General features: G+C 67.7%; 12 protein-coding genes. 8 read left to right on the forward strand and 4 right to left on the reverse strand.

Features of this window, described 5'->3' with window-relative positions; translation table 11 throughout:
• Window positions 1-38 precede the first annotated feature (38 nt).
• Window positions 39-1,112: a cellulase family glycosylhydrolase gene (locus BR47_RS30020; RefSeq protein WP_051634673.1), complete on the forward strand. Its 1,074-nt coding sequence runs from the start codon at window positions 39-41 to the stop codon at window positions 1,110-1,112.
• Here BR47_RS30020 and BR47_RS0108225 read toward each other — a convergent pair.
• Window positions 1,109-2,374 (reverse strand): maltokinase N-terminal cap-like domain-containing protein, encoded by a 1,266-nt coding sequence (locus BR47_RS0108225; protein WP_029119189.1) that lies wholly within the window; start codon window positions 2,372-2,374, stop codon window positions 1,109-1,111. The genes BR47_RS30020 and BR47_RS0108225 overlap by 4 nt on opposite strands.
• Window positions 2,374-4,113 carry a maltose alpha-D-glucosyltransferase gene (gene treS / locus BR47_RS0108230; protein ID WP_029119190.1) on the reverse strand — a complete coding sequence of 580 codons (1,740 nt, stop codon included), beginning with the start codon at window positions 4,111-4,113 and terminating at the stop codon, window positions 2,374-2,376. Before treS ends, BR47_RS0108225 begins: the two co-directional genes overlap by 1 nt.
• A 38-nt stretch (window positions 4,114-4,151) precedes the next feature.
• On the opposite strand from treS, the gene BR47_RS0108235 reads away from it, so the two are divergent.
• The 7 genes from BR47_RS0108235 (at window position 4,152) to BR47_RS0108265 (ending at window position 11,606) form a co-directional block, all read left to right on the forward strand.
• Complete coding sequence (locus tag BR47_RS0108235; protein WP_029119191.1) at window positions 4,152-4,952, forward strand: HugZ family pyridoxamine 5'-phosphate oxidase; 801 nt, start codon at window positions 4,152-4,154, stop codon at window positions 4,950-4,952.
• 10 nt (window positions 4,953-4,962) lie between these two features.
• On the forward strand, window positions 4,963-5,532 hold the full coding sequence (locus BR47_RS0108240) for an orotate phosphoribosyltransferase (protein ID WP_020099630.1): 570 nt from the start codon (window positions 4,963-4,965) through the stop codon (window positions 5,530-5,532).
• A gap of 60 nt (window positions 5,533-5,592) precedes the next feature.
• Window positions 5,593-6,192: a hypothetical protein gene (locus BR47_RS30025; RefSeq protein WP_051634674.1), complete on the forward strand. Its 600-nt coding sequence runs from the start codon at window positions 5,593-5,595 to the stop codon at window positions 6,190-6,192.
• Entirely contained in the window at window positions 6,192-6,593 is a 402-nt protein-coding gene (locus tag BR47_RS0108250; RefSeq protein ID WP_020099632.1) for a TIGR03668 family PPOX class F420-dependent oxidoreductase, read from the forward strand. The genes BR47_RS30025 and BR47_RS0108250 overlap by 1 nt, the downstream gene beginning before the upstream one ends.
• 70 nt (window positions 6,594-6,663) lie before the next feature.
• Window positions 6,664-8,712 (forward strand): elongation factor G, encoded by a 2,049-nt coding sequence (locus BR47_RS0108255; protein ID WP_029119192.1) that lies wholly within the window; start codon window positions 6,664-6,666, stop codon window positions 8,710-8,712.
• Between the two features lie 120 nt (window positions 8,713-8,832).
• Window positions 8,833-10,638 (forward strand): hypothetical protein, encoded by a 1,806-nt coding sequence (locus BR47_RS0108260; protein WP_353582938.1) that lies wholly within the window; start codon window positions 8,833-8,835, stop codon window positions 10,636-10,638.
• Between the two features lie 98 nt (window positions 10,639-10,736).
• Window positions 10,737-11,606, forward strand: a complete 870-nt coding sequence (locus tag BR47_RS0108265) for a type IV toxin-antitoxin system AbiEi family antitoxin domain-containing protein (RefSeq protein WP_029119194.1) — start codon at window positions 10,737-10,739, stop codon at window positions 11,604-11,606.
• A gap of 56 nt (window positions 11,607-11,662) precedes the next feature.
• Here BR47_RS0108265 and car (BR47_RS0108270) read toward each other — a convergent pair whose 3' ends face one another.
• Window positions 11,663-15,181, reverse strand: coding sequence for a carboxylic acid reductase (gene car / locus BR47_RS0108270; RefSeq protein ID WP_029119195.1), 3,519 nt, complete (start codon window positions 15,179-15,181; stop codon window positions 11,663-11,665).
• 172 nt (window positions 15,182-15,353) lie between these two features.
• A complete protein-coding gene (car, locus tag BR47_RS0108275; RefSeq protein WP_029119196.1) occupies window positions 15,354-18,875 on the reverse strand; it encodes a carboxylic acid reductase in 3,522 nt (1,173 codons plus the stop codon).
• Between the last annotated feature and the right edge of the window lie 89 nt (window positions 18,876-18,964).

An 18,964-nucleotide genomic window follows, 5' to 3' on the forward strand; every position in this document is an offset into this window, starting at 1 on the left:
CCAATCGGTCGATCACGGCCACAAGATTGGAGCGAACGTTGCGCAAGGTCCTCAAGATCGCTGCAGCAGTCTTCACCGTCGCGGCAGTTTCCGCCGCCGCCACCGAAACCTTGGTCAATTCCCCCGCCACCATTCCGTTCATCCCGACGGGCATCAGCCAGTCGGCCAGCAGCGTCGGCTTCGCCGACTCCGACGTCTACGGCATGAACGCCGACGACATCAACCACACCTTCGACCTGATGTCGGCGACGGGCGTGCGCACCGTCCGCATCATCATCCCGTGGGCCGGCATCGAGGGCACCCAGGGCAGCTTCAACTGGGGCCAGGTCGACACCGTCGTCGGGGCGGCCAACGCCCATCACATGTCGGTGGTCGGCGCCATCGTCGCGACGCCGGCCTGGGCCGTGGCACCCGGCGCCATCCCGATCAGCAGCCCGCCGGCCTCGGCCGCGGTGTACGGCGATTTCGCCGGCGCGGTCGCCGCGCACTACCGGGGCCGGGTGGACGCCTACGAAATCTGGAACGAGCCCAACGCCGTGATGTCGTGGACTTCCGGCCCGCAGGGCCCGGAGCCCGCCGTCTACGCCGACATGCTCAAGGCCTCGTACCCGAAGATCAAGGCCGCGGATCGCGGCGCCGTCGTCATCGGCGGTGTGGTCGGCGCGGTCGTGTCGTTCGGCTCGCTGACCCTGGACCCCGTCACCTTCGTCCAGCGCATGTACGGCGCCGGTGCGGCCGGGTCGTTCGACGCGCTGTCGTTCCACCCGTACCACTACAACCTGAAGTTCTCGGCCGGCGCCGGCGTGCCCAACTCGCCGCTGAGCCAGACCGAAGGCATTCACGCAGCCATGGCCGCCAACGGTGACGGCGGCAAGAAGATCTGGGCCACCGAGTACGGCGAGCCCAACTCGGCCGTCGACGAGGCCACCCAGGCCGACTACATCCGCGACTTCCTGGCCAAGTGGCGCACCCTGCCCTACGCCGGCCCGTCGTACATCTACACCACGCGCGACCGCGTCACCGGCAGCTCGAACCCCGAGGAATCCATCGGCGTCTACCGCTCCGACTGGACCCCGAAGCCGGCTCAGGCGGCCGTCAAGGCGATGGCCTAACCGCCGACGATGTTGGCGATCGCCCCCAGCGGCAGGTCGAGCCAGTGCGGCCGATGCCGGGCCTCGTACCCGGCTTCGTACACCGCCTTGTCGAGTTCGTAGGCGGCGAGCAGTTCCGCGTCGGCGTCGGTACCGCCGCCCTCGGCATAGCCATCGCAGAACGCCGCCCGGTTGCGGTCGGCCCATTCCCGCGCACGTGCGGCGAGCTGCTTGCGGCGCTGTTCGTTGCCGCCGCCCTCGGTGAGCCGCTGGAAGGCCGCGTACTGATAGGACCGCAGCATTCCCGCGACGTCCCGCAGCGGCGAGTCGGGTGCGCGGCGCTGATCGAGTGACTGCCCGGGTTCGCCTTCGAAGTCGATCAGCAGCCAGGTCTCGGGGGTGCGCAGCACCTGGCCCAGATGCAGGTCGCCGTGAATCCGCTGCACCGTGATCGGCTGTCCCTCGAGCGCGCGGTAGCGACTCTCGATGGCCGCGGCGTACTCACGCACCTGCGGCACCGACGCGGCCACCGCTTCGAGCCGCTCCAGCATGATCGCCACCGGGAACAGCGCCGTGGCCGTGCCGAGCTCGTCGGCCAGCGTCGCATGCACCGCGGCGACAGCCTGGCCCAGCCGCTCGGACTCCCCGGCGAAGTCGCCGCCTACCTCATTGGCGTACAGGTCACCTTCGGCGTACAGGTCACGTGTGCTGGCGACGGCCATGTCCCAGCCTTCGGCGGCGTTGTCGGCGAAACGGGCCAGCATGCCCAGCGCCGTCTCCGGGCCACCATCCAGCGACATCGTCCCCAGCAGCGGCGCCACATGCGGGCTACCGGCCCGGCCGAGAACCCGCGTGAGCTCGATGTCGGGATTCACGCCGGACGTGACGCGGCGGAACAGCTTCAGGATGGCGGCCTCGTCGAACACGACGCTGGTGTTGCTCTGTTCGGCACCCATCACGCGCGCCGTCTCGCCCGAGGGCAGCTCGGCGTCGGGCTCCGCGGCAAAGGAGACCGGACCGATCGTCGCCGAGTCGGCGATCAGGCCGAGCAGCAGGTTCGCGACTTCCGGATCGCCCAGGGCGTCACCGACCTCGCCTTCGCCCTGGCGCAGCACCAGCTGGTACCGCTCGCCGGGGCCGTCGTCGTAGCTGACGTCGAGCAGCACCAGGTCGACGTCGTCGCGCAATGCCACGACCAGCGCCGGTTCGGCGCCGGTCAACTCCCGGTTGCGGCCGGCGTACCAGCGCTGCTGGGTCAGATATTCGGTCAACTGTGGATCCATCACGGCTCCTCACCGACGGGCGCACGCAACGAGAACCAGTAGAAACCGTGCCCAGGCAGTGTCAACAGGTAGGGCAGTTCCCCGATGCGGGGGAACTCGACCTGGCCGGTCAGTTCAACCGGCGTGTAGCCGTTCCAATGCTGCAGGTTCAGCTCGATCGGCTGGGGAAAACGGGACAGATTGTTGACGCACAAAACAGTGTCAGCCTCACCGTCATCTCCCACGAGCTCGCGCACATACGTGAGCGCCGACGGATTGGAGCCGCCGAGTTCCCGGAAGGACCCGACGGCGAACGCGTCGTGCCGCCGTCGCACCGCGAGCATGGTGCGCGTCCAGTTGAGCAGGGAATTCGTGGTGTCGCGCTGCGCTTCGACGTTCACCGCCTGGTAGCCGTACACCGGGTCCTGGCTCGGTGGGACGTAGAGCCGGCCGGGGTTCGCGGTGGAGAACCCCGCGTTGCGGTCGGCCGACCACTGCATCGGGGTGCGCACGCCGTCGCGGTCGCCGAGCCAGATGATGTCGCCCATCCCGATCTCGTCGCCGTAGTACAGCACCGGCGACCCGGGCAGCGACAACAGCAGTGCGGTGAACAGCTCGGTCTGGTTGCGGTCGTTCTCGAGCAGCGGCGCCAGGCGCCGGCGGATGCCGACGTTGGCCTTCATCCGCGGGTCCTTGGCGTACTCGGCGTACATGTAGTCACGCTCTTCGTCGGTGACCATCTCCAACGTCAACTCGTCGTGGTTGCGTAGGAAGATGCCCCACTGCGCCATGTCGGGGATGGGTGGTGTCTGGGCCAGGATCTCCGAGATCGGGAACCGGGACTCCCGCCGGACCGCCATGAAAATCCTTGGCATCAGCGGGAAATGGAAGGCCATGTGGCATTCGTCGCCGCCGGTCTCCGGATCGCCGAAATATTCGACGACATCGGCCGGCCACTGGTTGGCCTCGGCCAGCAGGACCCGGCCCGGGAATTCGTCGTCGATCACCTTGCGGCAGCGCTTGAGGAAGGCGTGCGTCTCGGGCAGGTTCTCGCAGTTGGTGCCCTGGCGCTCGAACAGGTACGGCACGGCGTCCAGCCGGAAGCCGTCGATGCCCAGGTCCAGCCAGAAGCGCAGCACGTCGATCATCGCTTCCTGCACGGCCGGGTTGTCGTAGTTCAGGTCGGGCTGGTGCGAGAAGAAGCGATGCCAGTAGAACTGCTTGCGCACCGCATCGAACGTCCAGTTCGACTCCTCGGTGTCCACGAAGATGACGCGCGCGTCCTGGTATTTCTCGCTGGTGTCACTCCAGACGTAGAAGTCCCCGTAGGGCCCGGTGGGGTCGCGGCGGGACTCCTGGAACCAGGCGTGGGTGTCGGAGGTGTGGTTCATCACCAGGTCGGTGATGACGCGGATACCGCGCCGGTGCGCCGCGTCCAGCAGTGCGACGAAATCCTCGACGGTGCCGAACTCCGGCAGCACCTTGTAGAAGTCGCGGATGTCGTAGCCGCCGTCGCGCAGCGGCGAATCGTAGAACGGTGGCAACCAAATACAGTCGACACCAAGCCATTTCAAGTAGTCGAGTCGCTCGGTGAGACCCCGGAGGTCACCTGAGCCGTCAGCGTCTGAGTCGTAGAAGGCGCGGACCAACACCTCATAGAAAACCGCGCGTTTGAACCAAGTGCGGTCCTCTGGGAGGACTCGCGCGTGTCCGAAATCCGCGGCGCTTGGATGTTCCACGCCACCGTTGGAGGCGTCCATCGATCACCAACGTACCCGCGCCTGGGTAGGGTGCAAACGTGGCGACACGCGATCATGGCGACCCAGGTGATGCCCCGACGATCCCGCCGCCGTTGGCCGAAATCGTCAACGCGGCCCGGCCGTCGGCCGCGGAGGAGGCCCGCACCATCGCGGCCTCGACCAATACCGGGACCCTGGCGACCCTGACGGCCGACGGCGATCCGTGGGCGTCGATGGTCACCTACGGACTGCTCGGCGGGGCGCCGGTGCTGTGCGTCTCGAATCTCGCCGAGCACGGCCGCAACCTCGCCGGCGATCAGCGGGCCAGCATCTCAATCATCGCGGCCAGCACCGACAAGGACCCACTGGCCGGTGGCCGGGTGACCCTTGCCGGACGGGTGGCGCGGCCCGAGGGCGCCGAACGTGACGCGGCCCGCGATGCCCACGTCGCGGCGGTGCCGGCCGCCAAGTACTACATCGACTACAGCGACTTCGCCCTGTGGGTGCTGCACGTCGACCGGGTCCGGTGGGTCGGCGGCTACGGCCGGATGGATTCGACGACGGGCGCGGATTACGCTGCGGCCCAGCCGGATCCGGTGACGCCTGCGGCCGCGGGGGCGATCGCGCACCTGAACGCCGACCACGCCGACTCGCTGGCGGCCATGGCCCGGGTCCTCGGCGGCTACCCCGACACCGAGTCGGCGACCTGCACCGGTGCCGACCGCTACGGCCTCGATTTGCGGGTGAACACTGCCCGCGGCATGGCCTACACCCGGGTCGGATACCCGCAGCCCCTGCAGTCCATCGATGAATTACGTTCCGCGACAGTCGAATTGGCTCGACGGTCCCGCCAGGTTTAGGATTCGCATCATGTCTGATCGCCCCGCAAGCTGGGAAGCCGCCTTCGACCTGATCCGCACCCGCGGCTACGAGCGCCGTGAGGAGCCGTTCCGGCTGGCCAGCGGACAGCTCAGCCACGACTACATCGACGGCAAGTTCGCCATCGACAACGGCGTCAGCCTGACGACCGTCAGCAAGGCCGTGGCGGAACTCGCCGCCCTGAACGGCATCGAGTTCGACGCCGTCGGCGGTCTGACCATGGGCGCCGACCCACTCGCGCACGGCGTCGCGATGGTGACCGGCAAGGCCTGGTTCTCGGTCCGCAAGGAACAGAAGGCCCGCGGCCGTGAGCAGTGGATCGAGGGCACCCGCATCGAGCCCGGTACTCGCGTGCTGCTGGTCGACGACGTGATCAGCACCGGCGGCTCCACCGAGATCGCCTACGACCGCGTCACCTCCCTCGGCGCGGTGGTCACCGGCGTCATCCCGATGGTCGACCGCGGCGACATCGCCACCGGGCGTTTCGCCAAGCGCGGTGTGCCGTTTGCCGCGCTGGTCAGCTACCGCGATCTCGGCATCGAACCGGTCAAGGACGTCTAAAGCGCGGACACGCGCGCCGATACCGAGCAATTGGCGCGAGCCACCCCTAGCATCTGGGAGGTGGCTGACAGCGACGACCCAGAGCGCGATCTATCGCCGGGTGGCGTGCTGGAATCGTCCGCCGAGGAGCAGGACGACGACCCGGACACCGACCCGTTCCGCGCCGTCGACCCCGGCCCACACGGCACCGGACCGTTCGCCGGCCCGACGACCGGCTCGTTCGTCATCCCCGAACCGGAGCCGACCGGCGACACCTTCGACGCGTTCAACACCGACACCTGGCGGTTCCGTGAACCACCACCGCCCTGGTACCGCAAGAAGGACGCGCGGCTGCTGCTGATCGTCGTCGCGGTCGCGGTGGTCGCTCTCGTCGTCTCGCTGGTGGTCCTGGCCACGCGCCGGGATTCGGGCTCCGACGAGGCGCCGGTCGAGCCCACCCCCACGACGACCACCACCACGACGACGCACGCCCCGGTGACCTCGTCGACGCCCAGTCCGCCGCCGCCTCCCCCACCGCCGGCCGAACCGCCACCGGCCGCGGCGCCCCCGGCCTACCACGCGCCGGCCGCGCCGGCCGCGCCGCCCGCACCCACGCGTCCGCCGGAGATCAACGTGACGCGGATGCCCATGAGCGTCGCCCCGACCCCGCGGCATCGCTGATGTCCGATCCCGCCGCCCTGTTCTCCGCCGCGCCCGTGGCGGTGCTGGCCACGGTGTCCGCCGAGGGCCAGCCGCATGTGGTCCCGGTGGTCTTCGCGGTCAGCGGGGACCGGCTCTATACGGCGGTGGACGCCAAGCGGAAGTCGACGCAGCATCTGCGGCGGCTGGACAACATCGCAGCCAACCCACGAGTGAGCCTGCTGGCCGAGGAGTACGACGACGACTGGTCGCACCTCTGGTGGGCCCGTGCCGACGGCATCGCCACCGTGCACCCGAGTGGCGACGAGATGGCGATCGGCTACTCGCTGCTGCGGGCCAAGTACCACCAGTACGACCGCGTGGCGCTGGACGGCCCGGTGATCCGGGTCGCGATCAGCCGATGGAGTTCGTGGCACGCCTGAGCAGCTTGAGTCTTGTGCCGACCGTCGCGACAGGAGCATGGTGGACGTGAGTCGTCGATAGGGGCACGCCATGGCCGACAAGTCGAATAGCTCATCCGGCGCCGCGCCCAGCGTGGACAGTCCGGCCGCGATCCGAAATGTGGTCCTGGTCGGGCCATCTGGGTCCGGCAAGACCACGCTCGTCGAGGCACTGCTGCTCCATGCGGGCGTGCTGACGCGGGCCGGGACGGTGCTCGACGGCACCACGGTCTGTGATCACGAGCCCGCCGAAGTCGAGCAGCAGCGGTCGGTCGGCTTGGCGCTGGCATCGCTGCAGCACGGGCCGGTGAAGATCAATCTGCTCGACACCCCCGGTTACGCCGATTTCGTCGGCGAACTGCGCGCCGGCCTCCGGGCGGCCGATTGCGCATTGTTCGTGATGGCCGCCAACGACGTGGTCGACGCTGCCACCAAGGCGCTGTGGCGCGAATGCGCCGACGTCGGGATGCCGCGCGCCGTCGTGGTGACCAAACTGGACCACGCCCGCGCAACATTCGCCGGCGCGGTGGAGTCCGCGCAGGAGTCGTTCGGCGACAAGGTCATTCCGCTGTACCTGCCCGACGGGGACGGGCTGGTCTCACTGCTCGCGGACGACGCGACCCTGATCGAGGGCATCATCGAGGAGTCCGAGGACGAGACGCTGATGGAGCGGTACCTCGGCGGTGAACAGATCGACAACGCGGTGCTGGTTGCCGACCTCGAGCGCGCGGTGGCCCGCGGCTCGTTCTTCCCGGTGATCCCGGTGTGCAGCACCACGGGAACCGGCGCTGCCGAACTGCTCGATGTCATCGCGCGCGGATTCCCCTCTCCCCCAGAGCATGTGCCACCACAGGTGTTCACCCCGGCCGGTGTGGAAAAGCCCGCGCCCGCCTGCGATCCCGATGCACCGCTGGTGGCAGAGGTGGTGAAGACGACGTCGGACCCGTACGTCGGCAAGGTGAGTCTGGTCCGGGTATTTTCCGGCACCATCAGGCCCGACACGACGGTTCACGTGTCGGGCCATTTCAATTCGTTCGCCGATCCCGCCGCGGGGTGCGCCGAGCACGAGGACCACGACGAGGACGAGCGCGTCGGCGCACTGTCGTTTCCGCTGGGCCGCAAGCAACGCCCGGCGGCCGAGGTGATCGCCGGTGACATTTGCGCCATCGCCAGGCTGACGTGTGCCGAGACCGGGGACACCTTGTCGGACAAGGCCTCTCCCCTGGTGTGCCGGCCGTGGACGATGCCCGCGCCGCTGCTCCCCATGGCGATCGTGCCGCACGCCAAGACCGACGAGGACAAGTTGTCGGTGGGCCTGGCCCGGCTGTCCGCCGAGGATCCGACGCTGCGCATCGAGCAGAACCCGCAGACCCACCAGATCGTGTTGTGGTGCATGGGTGAAGCCCATTCCGCGGTGGTTCTGGACGCGTTGTCGCGGCGGTTCGGGGTCGCCGTCGACACCACGGAGCTGCGCGTCCCGCTGCGAGAGACGTTCGGCGGCAACGCAAAAGGCCACGGTCGGCACGTCAAGCAGTCCGGCGGGCACGGGCAGTTCGCGGTGTGTGACATCACGGTCGAGCCGCTTCCGGAAGGGGCCGGATTCGAGTTCGTCGACAAGGTCGTCGGCGGCGCTGTGCCGCGCCAGTTCATCCCGAGCGTGGAGAAAGGCGTTCGCGCCCAGATGGATCGGGGCATCTGCGGGTATCCGATGGTCGACATCCGCGTGACGCTGCTGGACGGCAAGGCGCACAGCGTGGACTCGTCGGACTATGCCTTCCAGCTCGCGGGCGGCCTGGCGCTGCGCGAGGCGGCCGCCGCCGCGTCGGTGAATCTGCTCGAACCCATCGACAGCGTGCACATCGTGGTGCCCGACGAAATGGTCGGTGCGGTGATGAGCGACCTGTCGGGCCGGCGTGGCCGCGTGCTGGGCACCGATACCGCCGGCGATTCCTGCACCGGCATCGACGCCGAGATTCCGGAGATCGAGCTGACCCGCTATCCGATCGAACTGCGGTCGTTGTCCCACGGTGCCGGGTCCTTCACCCGCACCTTCGCCCGGTACGAACCGATGCCCGAGGCGGTGGCGGCGCGGGTGCGCTGATCTCCGCGCAGTGATCCACGACTTTGGCAAACCTGATCGTGACTGACATCACCTGATGTCATAGTGTCGTCAGATTCGTGCGCGCGCGGGCGGGCACCAGGGATGTCAAAGGGGACACCGGTGGGGACACAGTCGGGGCTCAGTCTGCGTAAATCCGGTCGATACCGCCTGGCGGTGCTCGCCGCGGCGATGGGCATCGCGGCGGCGACCAGTCAGAACGTCGCCTGGGCCGAGACCGGGACGACCGATTCACCCGGCACCTCGGCCGGCCAGTCCGGGCCGCAGAAGCCCGGCCCCGCAAAACCCCAGCCGGCGAACACCGACAAGAAGGACAAGAAGAAGCCGGACAAGAAGGCCGGCAAGGCCGAAACAGGCGCGGACAAGTCCGACACATCCGACAAGTCCGGCACGTCCAGCACCAAGCCGGACGCCGCCACCGACACGTCGGTCACCGACCCCGAGCCAGGCGCGGATCCGGAAGCCAAACCGGACCCCAAGCCCGCGGCCAAGCCCGACGCCAAGCTGGCCGTCAAACCGGCGAAGAACGGCTCCGATTCGGTCAAGCCCGCCGGCGACGGCAAGAAGGCACCGAAGCTCCAGTCCGCCACCGCGAGCGCGCCGGCCAAGGACGCGACGGTCGGCTCTCCCGCGCCGACTCCGGCCGCTGACTCCAGCACGCCCGCGCCCGCAAAGGCGCCCGCGCCGACGAAGACGCCCGCGCCGACCACCCGGCTCGCGGCTCTGTCCACGACCAACAACACCGTCGGCACCCTGACGACGCCGACGCCACCGCAGCCGCTGAACCCGATCGCGAAGATCATCCAGCTGCCCGGCCGCATCATCAACACCGTCCTGCAGGTGCTGGATCTGACGGTCTCGCAGAGCGGCCCGAAGAGCCCGTTCAACTGGTCACCCATTTCCGAGGCGCTGTTCGCGGGCTTCCGCCGCATCGAGGACATGCTCGGGCTCAGCAAGACCCCCACCGCGACGCCCGTCATCCCGGAGCTCACCTACACCGGGCCGACCAGTGGCGACACCCCGACGGTGGAGCAGTTCCTGAACGCCTCGGCCAACGCCTACGTGCTCGGCGCCCAGCCGGGTGATCTGAAGCCGTTCACCGTCAACGGTTTTCAGATGCAGACGTTCAATCCGCTCTCCGGCGCCGTCGGCAAGGCGTGGGTGACACCCGAGGGCCAGGTCATCGTCGCCTACCAGGGCACGACGGGCGGCACCAACCTGCTGTTCCATCCGCTGATCGCGCTGTCGCAGATCTTCACGGACATGCAGGTCATCTTCACCCACACCACGCCGCAGGCGTTCTGGGACTCGCTGGCGTTCGAGCGGAAGGTCGAAGCAGCGGCCCTCGAGCAGGGCTACACCACCGACGACATCTTCGTCACCGGTCACTCGCTGGGTGGTTGGGAGGCCCAGTTCGTCGCGCAGAAGACGGGCCGCGGCGGCATCGGCTTCGAAGGACCGGGCCTCAACACCTCGGTCCCGGGCAACGGCGTCAACTCGAACTTCGTGAACATCGAGACCTACGGAGACACCGCGGCGTACTTCGCCACCGATCTGCCCGGGCTGCAGCCGTTCATGCCGGCCTACGATCCCACCGGCGGCAGCAAGCCGCACTACGGCAACATCGTCATGATCGGCGACCCGGATGCGGTCAACCCGCTGTTCAACGCGTCCGCGCTGTGGGGCCCGAACCCGATCAACGACATCATCTTCGCCGTCGACATCCTCGGAAACTTCTTCGAGCACCACCTGCCCGGCATGCAGGCCTACAACCTCGGCGTCGCACCGGATCCCGGTGTCGTGCCCTGGCTGGGCTCCTACACCGGTGCCATCAACGACTGGGGCGACCTCGACATCTACGAACTGCAGCAGGCCGCGTCCGACGCGGGTGTCCTCATCGCCCCGTAACCAGGGATTTGTGCACGATTTTCCGCGGCTATCGCGGAAAATCGTGCACAAATCCCCGTTGATGGAACCGCGGCGCCGCCGCATACGTCCGAATCTGTGTGCTTGACGACTTCCTTCGCCGCCACGATGGCGTAATCACCCGCGCCCAAGCCCTGACCGCGGGGATCAGCGATGACGCCATCAGCCGCCGAGTCCGCTCCGGCCACTGGCTTCGATGCGCCCCCGGAGTCTTCTTCGTCGACGACCGCGCATTCAGCGATGCGGCCCGCGTCCGCAGTGCAGTGTGGTCCTACGGCCCAGCCGCCACCGCCACCGGACTGGCCGCCGCGTGGTGGCTGGGTATCACTCACTACGCGCCCGAGACGGTGGAAGTCACCGTGCCGAAGGTCAGCAATCACCGCAAGCGCGACGGCATCCGAGTACGTCGCCGCGACTTGCTGCCACAGGACATCGTCGAACGCGGCGGACTACGAGTCACCGCACTCCCACTGACCGTCATCGAAGCCGCGACGCGACGCGGAGGTGGCGCCAGACTCATGGACACCGCGTTGCAGCGCCATGTCGAGCTGAAGAAACTCTGGGATGCGCACCTGCGCAACAAAGGACGACACGGATCGCCTGCGGCTCGGATTCTGTTGCTGGCCGCCGAAGACGGGGCCCGGTCGCAGGCTGAACGCCTACTCGTAAAACTCTTGCGCCGCAACAAGATAACTGGGTGGAAGACCAACTGGCCGGTCGCCGGATACAAAGTCGACATCGTGTTTCCGGCAGCAAAACTCGCCATCGAAGTCGACGGCTGGGCCTACCACAGCAGTGCTGACGACTTCGAGAACGACCGAAAGCGGCAGAACACCATCTCGCTGCTCGGTTACCAGATCTTGCGGTTCACGTGGCTCGACCTGACTGAATATCCCGACCGAGTGCTCGCCGAAATACGGAATGCCCTGCTGTCCAGGCACGCCGCCTGAAAATTTGTGCACGATTTTCCGCGGCAACCGCGGAAAATCGTGCACAAATCCCTGGGTCAGAGCAGGCCGAGCAGCTGCAGATCGGTGATGTACTTGACGATCACCGGCGCGGTGACATGCGGGATGTCCTTGTCCGGGCCCAGCTTTGCCTCTTGCACGGCCTCACGGAACACCACCACCGGGGCGATGGACCCGTTGTGCGGGTGCTCGGGCTTCTGGTAGTTGTGCAGCAGCGGCAGCAGTGACGCCTGGCGCTGCCGGTCCGGCAGGGCCCGCAGGGTGGTCTCGAACCGGGCCAGCCATTCGGCGTAATCATCAACGCGGGCAATGGAATACCCGGCCTCGATCAGCCAGTCGACGAACTCGTCCATGCCCAGGCCGTCCGAGTGCGGGTTCATCACGTGGTAGGTGACGAACTCGCCCGCGGGCCGCACACCGAGCGTGTCGATGGCCTCGGCGATGAACTCGACGGGCAGCCCGTCGTAGTGCGCGGCCTGCCGCTTGCCCTCGGCGTCCCGCTCGTAGAACGAGTACGGCGCGATGCCGGTGGCCACCAGCGAGAACATCATGCGGGTGAACATGTCGGGCAGGTTGAGCTGTCCCGCGTACGACGTGTCCGCGAGGATCATGTCGCAGCGGAACACCGAAACCGGCAGTCCGCAAAGATCATTCGCCTCGCGCAGCAGCACCTCACCGGCCCACTTGCTGTTGCCGTAGCCGTTGGCGTAACCGTCGTGCACGGCACGCACCGGGCTCATCACGCGCACGTCGGCCTCTTCGGTGAACGTGCCCGGCGCCAGCTGGTCACCGACGCCGATCGTCGACACATAGATGTACGGCTTCTGCCGGGTGGTCAGCGCGATCCGGATCAGCTCGGCAGTGCCCAGCGCGTTGGGTCCGAACAGCTCGCTGTAGGGCAGCACGTGGTTCACCAGCGCGGCCGGGTCGACAATGACGTCGACCTCGTCGGCCAGACGCTGCCAAACCTCCTGTGACAGGCCGAGATTCTCGTCGCCCTTGTCACCGGCGATGACTTCGAGGTGATCGGCGGCCAGTGCCTGGTAGTGCGCCAGCAGCTTCGGATCCCCCGAGTCGAACGTCGCATCGAGACGGGCCCGGGCCTCTTCGTCGGACTTGGCGCGCACCAGGGCGATCACCTTGCCGTCGACCAGGTCCATGCGCTCGAGCCATTCCAGAGCCAGGTAGCGACCCAGGAATCCGGTTGCGCCGGTGAGCAATACGGTCCGAACCTCGGCAGCCGGCCCCGGCAGCGACGGTGCGGCGGCCAACGTCGCCGCGTCGATGAACTTGTCCAGCGTCAGGTCCGCGGCCCGCACCTCGACGGCGTTCTTGCCGTGCACCGAGCTGAAGCTGGGACGCTTGGCGCCACCGCTGCGCTCGCTCTCGATGTAGGCGGCCAGCGCTGCCAGGTCGTTGGCGGGGCTGACGATGATGCCGACCTGGACCTCGACGCCAAAGATCTCCTCGAGCAGGTTGCCGAAAGTCAACGCGGACAACGAGTCTCCGCCGAGATCGGTGAAGTGGGCATCCGCCGATACCTCGCCGGATGCGCCGAGCAGCGCGCTCGCCGCACGGATGACGGTCGGCAGGGCCGGGCCCTCAGCGCCGTGCTGCCGCAGCTCACGGAGCTCATCGGCCTGTCCGGCAGCAAGACTCACGTACAGGTCTTCCAGCGCCGGGCCGTAGTGCGCCTTGAGCTTCGGCCAGGCCAGCTTGCGGATGCCGGTCAGCAGGCCGTTCTCCAGCGAGAACGGTTCGGTCTCGATGATGAAGTCGCGGGGGATCTCGTAGGACTGCAACTCGGCGGCCTTGGCGACCTCCTGCAGCGAGTCACTGATCCGCTGCTTCAGTTCGGCGGAATCCCAACGGGCCAAGGCATCTTCGGTCGGAACCACGACAGCCAGCAGGTACGGCTGCGCGCTGTTGCCGTAGACGTAGATCTGCCGGACCAGCGGGCTGTTGTTGCTGAACGCCGCCTCCAGCTTGGCCAGCGTGACGAACTCGCCCTGCGCCAGCTTCAGCACGTTGTTGCGGCGGTCGACGTACTGGATCTGGTCGGGGCCGATCTCGGCCACGACGTCGCCGGTGCGGTAGAAACCGTCCTCGTCGAAGACGCTCGCGGTGACCTCGGGCCGCTTGTAGTAACCCGGGAACAGGTACTGCGTCTTCACCAGCAGCTCACCGCGGGGGTAGGGCTGGTCGGTCAGGTAGTAGCCCAGGTCGGGCACGTCGACCAGCTTGTAGTCCAGGGTCGGCGGACGCTGGATGACGCCGTCGAAGAAGACCATGCCGGCCTCGGTGGAGCCGTAGCCCTCCAGCAGGTGGATGCCGAGGAACTTCTCGACCCACGTCTTGAGCTCGTCGGTGATGGGCGCCGACCCGGTCATCGCCTTGATGTAGCGGCCACCGAGCAGGTTCTGCCGCATGTCGGCCATCACCTGCTGCTCGATGTCGTCGCGCTCGGCCTCACCGGCACCGGCGGGCACCAGCTTGTCGACGCGGCTCTGGAATTCCAGGTACAGCATCTCCCAGACGCGGGGCACCAGGTTCAGCTCGGTGGGCCGCGCCAGCGCGAAATCCTCCAGCAGAGTGGACAAGTCGCTCTTGGCGGCGAAGTAGACGATGCCGCCGTTGGCCAGGCTGGAGTACAGGATGCCGCGGCCCATGACGTGGCTCATCGGCATGAACGCCAGGTTGATCGACGCCTCGCTGGGTCCGAACCACGCCGTGCTGGCCCGCCGCCAGAAGCTCGTCATGTTGCTCTCGGGGTACATCGCACCCTTGGGCGCACCCGTCGAGCCGGACGTGTAGATCAGCAGGGCCAGTGGGTCGGCCTCTTCGGAGACCGGGGTCGGGGCGTCCGGCAGTTCGCGGCCGCGGCTCAGCACGTCGCCGAAGGTCTCGACCGTGACGTTCAGGCCGGACAGCGCGTCGCGCGCCTGGTCGATGGCATCACGCTCGTCGTCGACCTCCGGGTGGTGGTCGAAGACCAGGAACCGGGCGGGTGCGGGGCCACCGACCGCGAGTTCGACGGCGTCGGCGACGTAGTCCGCGCTGGCGGCGATCAGCACCGGTTCGGTCTCGGCGACGATCGGCAGTAGCGACGACGCCGCGGAGCTGGTCTGCAGCGGCACCGAGACGGCGCCGATCTGCCCGAGCGCGGTGTCGATGACGGTGTAGTCGGTGCTGGTGAAGCCGAGGATGGAGACGCGGTCGCCGGCCTTCACACCGTCAGCATGCAGGGCGGCGGCGACGGCGCGGATGCGGTCCCACAGTTCGGCGTATGTGATGGTGTCGTACTTCGGCAGCAGCCGGGCCACGGTGCGGCCGTTCTCGGTGACGAACTCGACGGCGCGCTGCCCGAGGGCGGTCCGGTCGGCGTAGCCCTCGATGACGGTCTTCACGATCTCGTGCAGTCGCATGCCGGGCTTTTCGACCGACTCGGCGACCGACTGCAATGGCACGGCCGCGGCGAACTGCGGATCATTGGCGGACAATTCGGCGATCCGGCGGGCGAGCCCGTCGGCAGTGCTCTCGGCATGGTCAATCGACATGAAAAAACCTCACGAAAAATCGAAATCTCGAATGGGGTAGGCCCCGTTGCATCCCCACTAATTGAATGACGCTGGCGCGGCCGCCGTTGTTCCGGCGATTTCCTGCCAGTTCCCTGTGATTTGTGCACGATTTTCCGCGGCCATCGCGGAAAATCGTGCACAAATCCCTGGGTCAGAGCAGGCCGAGCAGCTGCAGATCGGTGATGTACTTGACGATCACCGGCGCACCGATGTGCGGAATATCTTTGTCCGCACCGATTTTCGCGTTCTGCACTGCGGCGCGGAACCGCTCGACCGGGGCGATGGACCCCGGCACCGGGTAGCTCGGCTGCTGGTAGTTGTGCAGCAGCGGCAGCAGTGACGCCTGGCGCTGCCGGTCCGGCAGGCCGCGCAGTGCCGTCTCGAACCGGCCGAGCCAGTCGGCGTAATCATCAACGCGGGCAACAGGATACCCGGCTTCGATCAGCCAGTCGACGAACTCGTCCATGCCGATGCCGTCGTCGTACGGGTTCATGACGTGGTACGTCTCGAACGTCGAGTCGGACTCGCCGGCCGCGACCTGCACGGCCAGGGTCGAGATGGATTCGGCGACGAACTCGACGGGCAGCCCGTCGTAGTGGGCGCGCTGCCGCTTGCCGTCGGCTCCGAGCTCGTAGAACGAGTACGGCGCGATGCCGCTGGCCACCAGCGAGAACATCATGCGGGTGAACATGTCGGGCAGGTTGAGCTGGCCCGCGTACGTCGTGTCGGCCAGGATCATGTCGCAACGGAACACCGAAACCGGCAGTCCGCAAAGATCATTCGCCTCACGCAGCAGCACCTCACCGGCCCACTTGCTGTTGCCGTAGCCGTTGGCGTAGCTGTCGTCGACCGACCGCACGGCGCTCATCACGCGCACGTCGGCGTCTTCCACGAACTGCCCCGGCGCCACGCCGCCGCCGACCGCGATGGTCGAGACGTAGGCGAACGGCTTGATCCGCGTGGTCAGGGCGATGCGGATCAGCTCAGCGGTGCCCAGCGCATTGGGTCCGAACAGTTCGCTGTACGGCAGCACGTGGTTCACCAGTGCGGCCGGGTCGACGATGACGTCGACCTCGTCGGCCAGACGCTGCCAAACCTCCTGCGAAAGACCGAGATTGGCCTCGCCCTTGTCACCGGCGATGACTTCGAGGTGATCGGCGGCCAGTGCCTGGTAGTGCGCCAGCAGCTTCGGATCCCCCGAGTCGAACGTCGCGTCGAGACGGGCCCGGGCGTCGGCGTCGGACTTGCCTCGGACCAGGGCGATCACCTTGCCGTCGACCAGGTCCATGCGCTCGAGCCACTCCAGAGCCAGATAGCGACCCAGGAATCCGGTTGCGCCAGTGAGCAATACGGTCCGCACCTCGGCGGCCGGCCCCGGCAGCGACGGCGCCGCGGCCAACGTCTCGGCATCGATGAACTTGTCCAGCGTCAGGTCCGCGGCCCGCGCCTCGGTGGCGTTCTTGCCGTGCACCGTGGAGAACGTCGGCCGCTTGCTACCCGGCGCGCGCTCGCCTTCGATGTAGGCGGCCACGCCGGCCAGGTCGGTGGCCGGGCTGACGATGACGCCGACCGGCACCTCGACCTCGAAGATTTCCTCGAGCAGATTGCCGAAAGTCAACGCCGACAACGAGTCTCCGCCCAGGTCGGTGAAGTGCGCGTCACCCGTCAGGTCCGAGCCGGCCGCACCCAGCGTGGCGCCGACAGCGCGCAGCACGGTTTCGAGCACGGGTGCGTCGGACGCGCGCAGGGAACGCAGCGCGCGCAGCTCAGCGGCCTGTCCTTCGGCCAGTTCGCTGTACAGCTGCTCGAGCTCGGTACCGTACCGGGCCTTCAGCTTGGGCCAGGCCAGCTTGCGCACACCGGTCAGCAGTCCGTTCTCCAGCGAGAACGGTTCGGTCTCGATGATGAAGTCGCGGGGCACCTCGTACGACTGCAGCCCGGCCTCGCGGGCCACCGTCTGCAACGCGTCGGCCAGTGCGGGACGCAAGGCTTCCGGACCGCCTGCGTCGCTCAACGCCTCCGCGGTAGGCACGATCACAGCCAGGAGATAGGAGCGAGAACTGTTGCCGTACACGTAGATCTGGCGGATCAGCGGACTGGTACCGAAGGCGGCTTCCAGCTTGGACACCGTCACGAACTCGCCCTGCGCCAGCTTCAGCACGTTGTTGCGGCGATCGAGGTACTGCAGATGATCAGGTCCGAGCTCGGCGACGATGTCACCGGTGCGGTAGAAGCCGTCCGCGTCGAACACATCGGCGGTGACGTCGGGCCGCTTGTAGTAGCCCGGGATCAAATCCGTTGACTTCAAGAGCAATTCGCCACGCGGGTGCGGGCGGTCGGTCGACAGGTAGCCGAGTTCGGGTACGTCGACCAGCTTGTAGTCGAGCACCGGGGGACGGCTCAGGTGGCCGCTGACCATGACGCCACCGGCCTCGGTCGAGCCGTAGGCCTCCAGCAACTCGAGCCCGAGGAACTTCTGCACCCAGGCCTTGAGCTCCGGCGAGATCGGCGCCGACCCCGTCATCGCGACCAGCTGCCGGCCGCCGATCAGGCTGCGGCTGCGCTCGTCGAGCACCTGCTGCTCGGGGACGCCGTCCAGGGCCCGGCGGTCGACCTCGCTCTGCACCTCCTGGTGGATCATCTCCCACACCCGGGGCACGAAGGTCATCTGCGTCGGCCGGACCAGTGCGATGTCCTCCAGCAGGGTGGACAGGTCGCTCTTGGCGGCGAAGTACACGGTGCCGCCGTGGGCCAGCGTGCGGTAGACGGTGCCGCGGCCCATCATGTGGCTCATCGGCAGGAAGCTCAGGACGATCGACGGCAGTGCGGGCTGCTGGTGCGTGAGGCCGGTCCGCCACGCGTTGGTGACGAGGCGCTCGGGGTACATGGCGCCCTTGGGGGTACCGGTGCTGCCGGAGGTGTAGATCAGCACCAGCAGCGGGTCCGCGTCCGCGGAAACCACCGGTTCGACGGCTGGCAGCGCGGCGCCGCGCGCGACCAGGTCCGCGAGAGTCTCGACGACGACACCGCGCTCGGCCAGTCGCGCGGCCGCCCGTTCGATGGCCTCGCGCTCGTCGTCGACCGCGGCTTGGTGGTCGAACACGACCATCCGCGTCAGTGCGGCGCCGGCGCCCAGAACCAGCTCGACGGCGTCGTCGAGGAACTTCACATCGGCGAACAGCGCGCGGGGTTCGGTCTCGTCAAGAATGGGGCACAGCTGCTCGGCGGGCGCGCTGGTCTGCAGCGGGACGGCGACGACGCCGGCCCGCGCCAGGGCGGTGTCGATGATCGTGAACTCGGCGCTCGTGAAGCCGAGCATGGCGACGCGGTCGCCGGGAGCGACGGCGTCGGGCCCGCTGAGCAGGGCGTTGTCGACGGCCTGGATCTGCTGCCAGACCTCGCCGTAGGTGATGGTGTCGTAGCGCGGCAGCAGCCGGGCGACAGTGCGGCCGTTCTCGACCACGTACTCGACGGCGCGCTGTCCCAGCGCAGGCCGGTCGGCGTAGGCGGCCATGACGGTGTGGATGATTTCGGGGAGCCGGATGCCGGGCTCTTCGAGGGCTGCGCCGACCCCGGCGAGGGGGCGCGCGGCGGCAAGTTGGGGGTCGGCAGCGCAGAGGTCAGCGATGCGCTGCGTCAGCTCGTCGGTAAATACGGTTTCTTCGTTCGACATAACAACCTCATCAATTGGTTCACCAGCGTCGCCAAATACAACGTTAGCAAAACTAACGATATGCCCGGTGTGGCTGTGGGACAAACCAC

Origin of the sequence: Mycobacterium sp. UNC410CL29Cvi84, from assembly GCF_000686745.1 — a bacterium.
Classification (GTDB): Bacteria; Actinomycetota; Actinomycetes; order Mycobacteriales; family Mycobacteriaceae; genus Mycobacterium; species Mycobacterium mucogenicum_B.

What these genes read in the sequence shown, in the direction of transcription:
- treS (WP_029119190.1), bottom strand. Translation starts at nt 4,113, where the DNA reads ATGGACGCCTCCAACGGTGGCGTGGAACATCCAAGCGCCGCGGATTTC.
- car (WP_029119195.1), bottom strand. Translation starts at nt 15,181, where the DNA reads ATGTCGATTGACCATGCCGAGAGCACTGCCGACGGGCTCGCCCGCCGG.
- BR47_RS0108250 (WP_020099632.1), top strand. Translation starts at nt 6,192, where the DNA reads ATGTCCGATCCCGCCGCCCTGTTCTCCGCCGCGCCCGTGGCGGTGCTG.
- car (WP_029119196.1), bottom strand. Translation starts at nt 18,875, where the DNA reads ATGTCGAACGAAGAAACCGTATTTACCGACGAGCTGACGCAGCGCATC.
- BR47_RS0108225 (WP_029119189.1), bottom strand. Translation starts at nt 2,374, where the DNA reads ATGGATCCACAGTTGACCGAATATCTGACCCAGCAGCGCTGGTACGCC.
- BR47_RS0108240 (WP_020099630.1), top strand. Translation starts at nt 4,963, where the DNA reads ATGTCTGATCGCCCCGCAAGCTGGGAAGCCGCCTTCGACCTGATCCGC.
- BR47_RS0108255 (WP_029119192.1), top strand. Translation starts at nt 6,664, where the DNA reads ATGGCCGACAAGTCGAATAGCTCATCCGGCGCCGCGCCCAGCGTGGAC.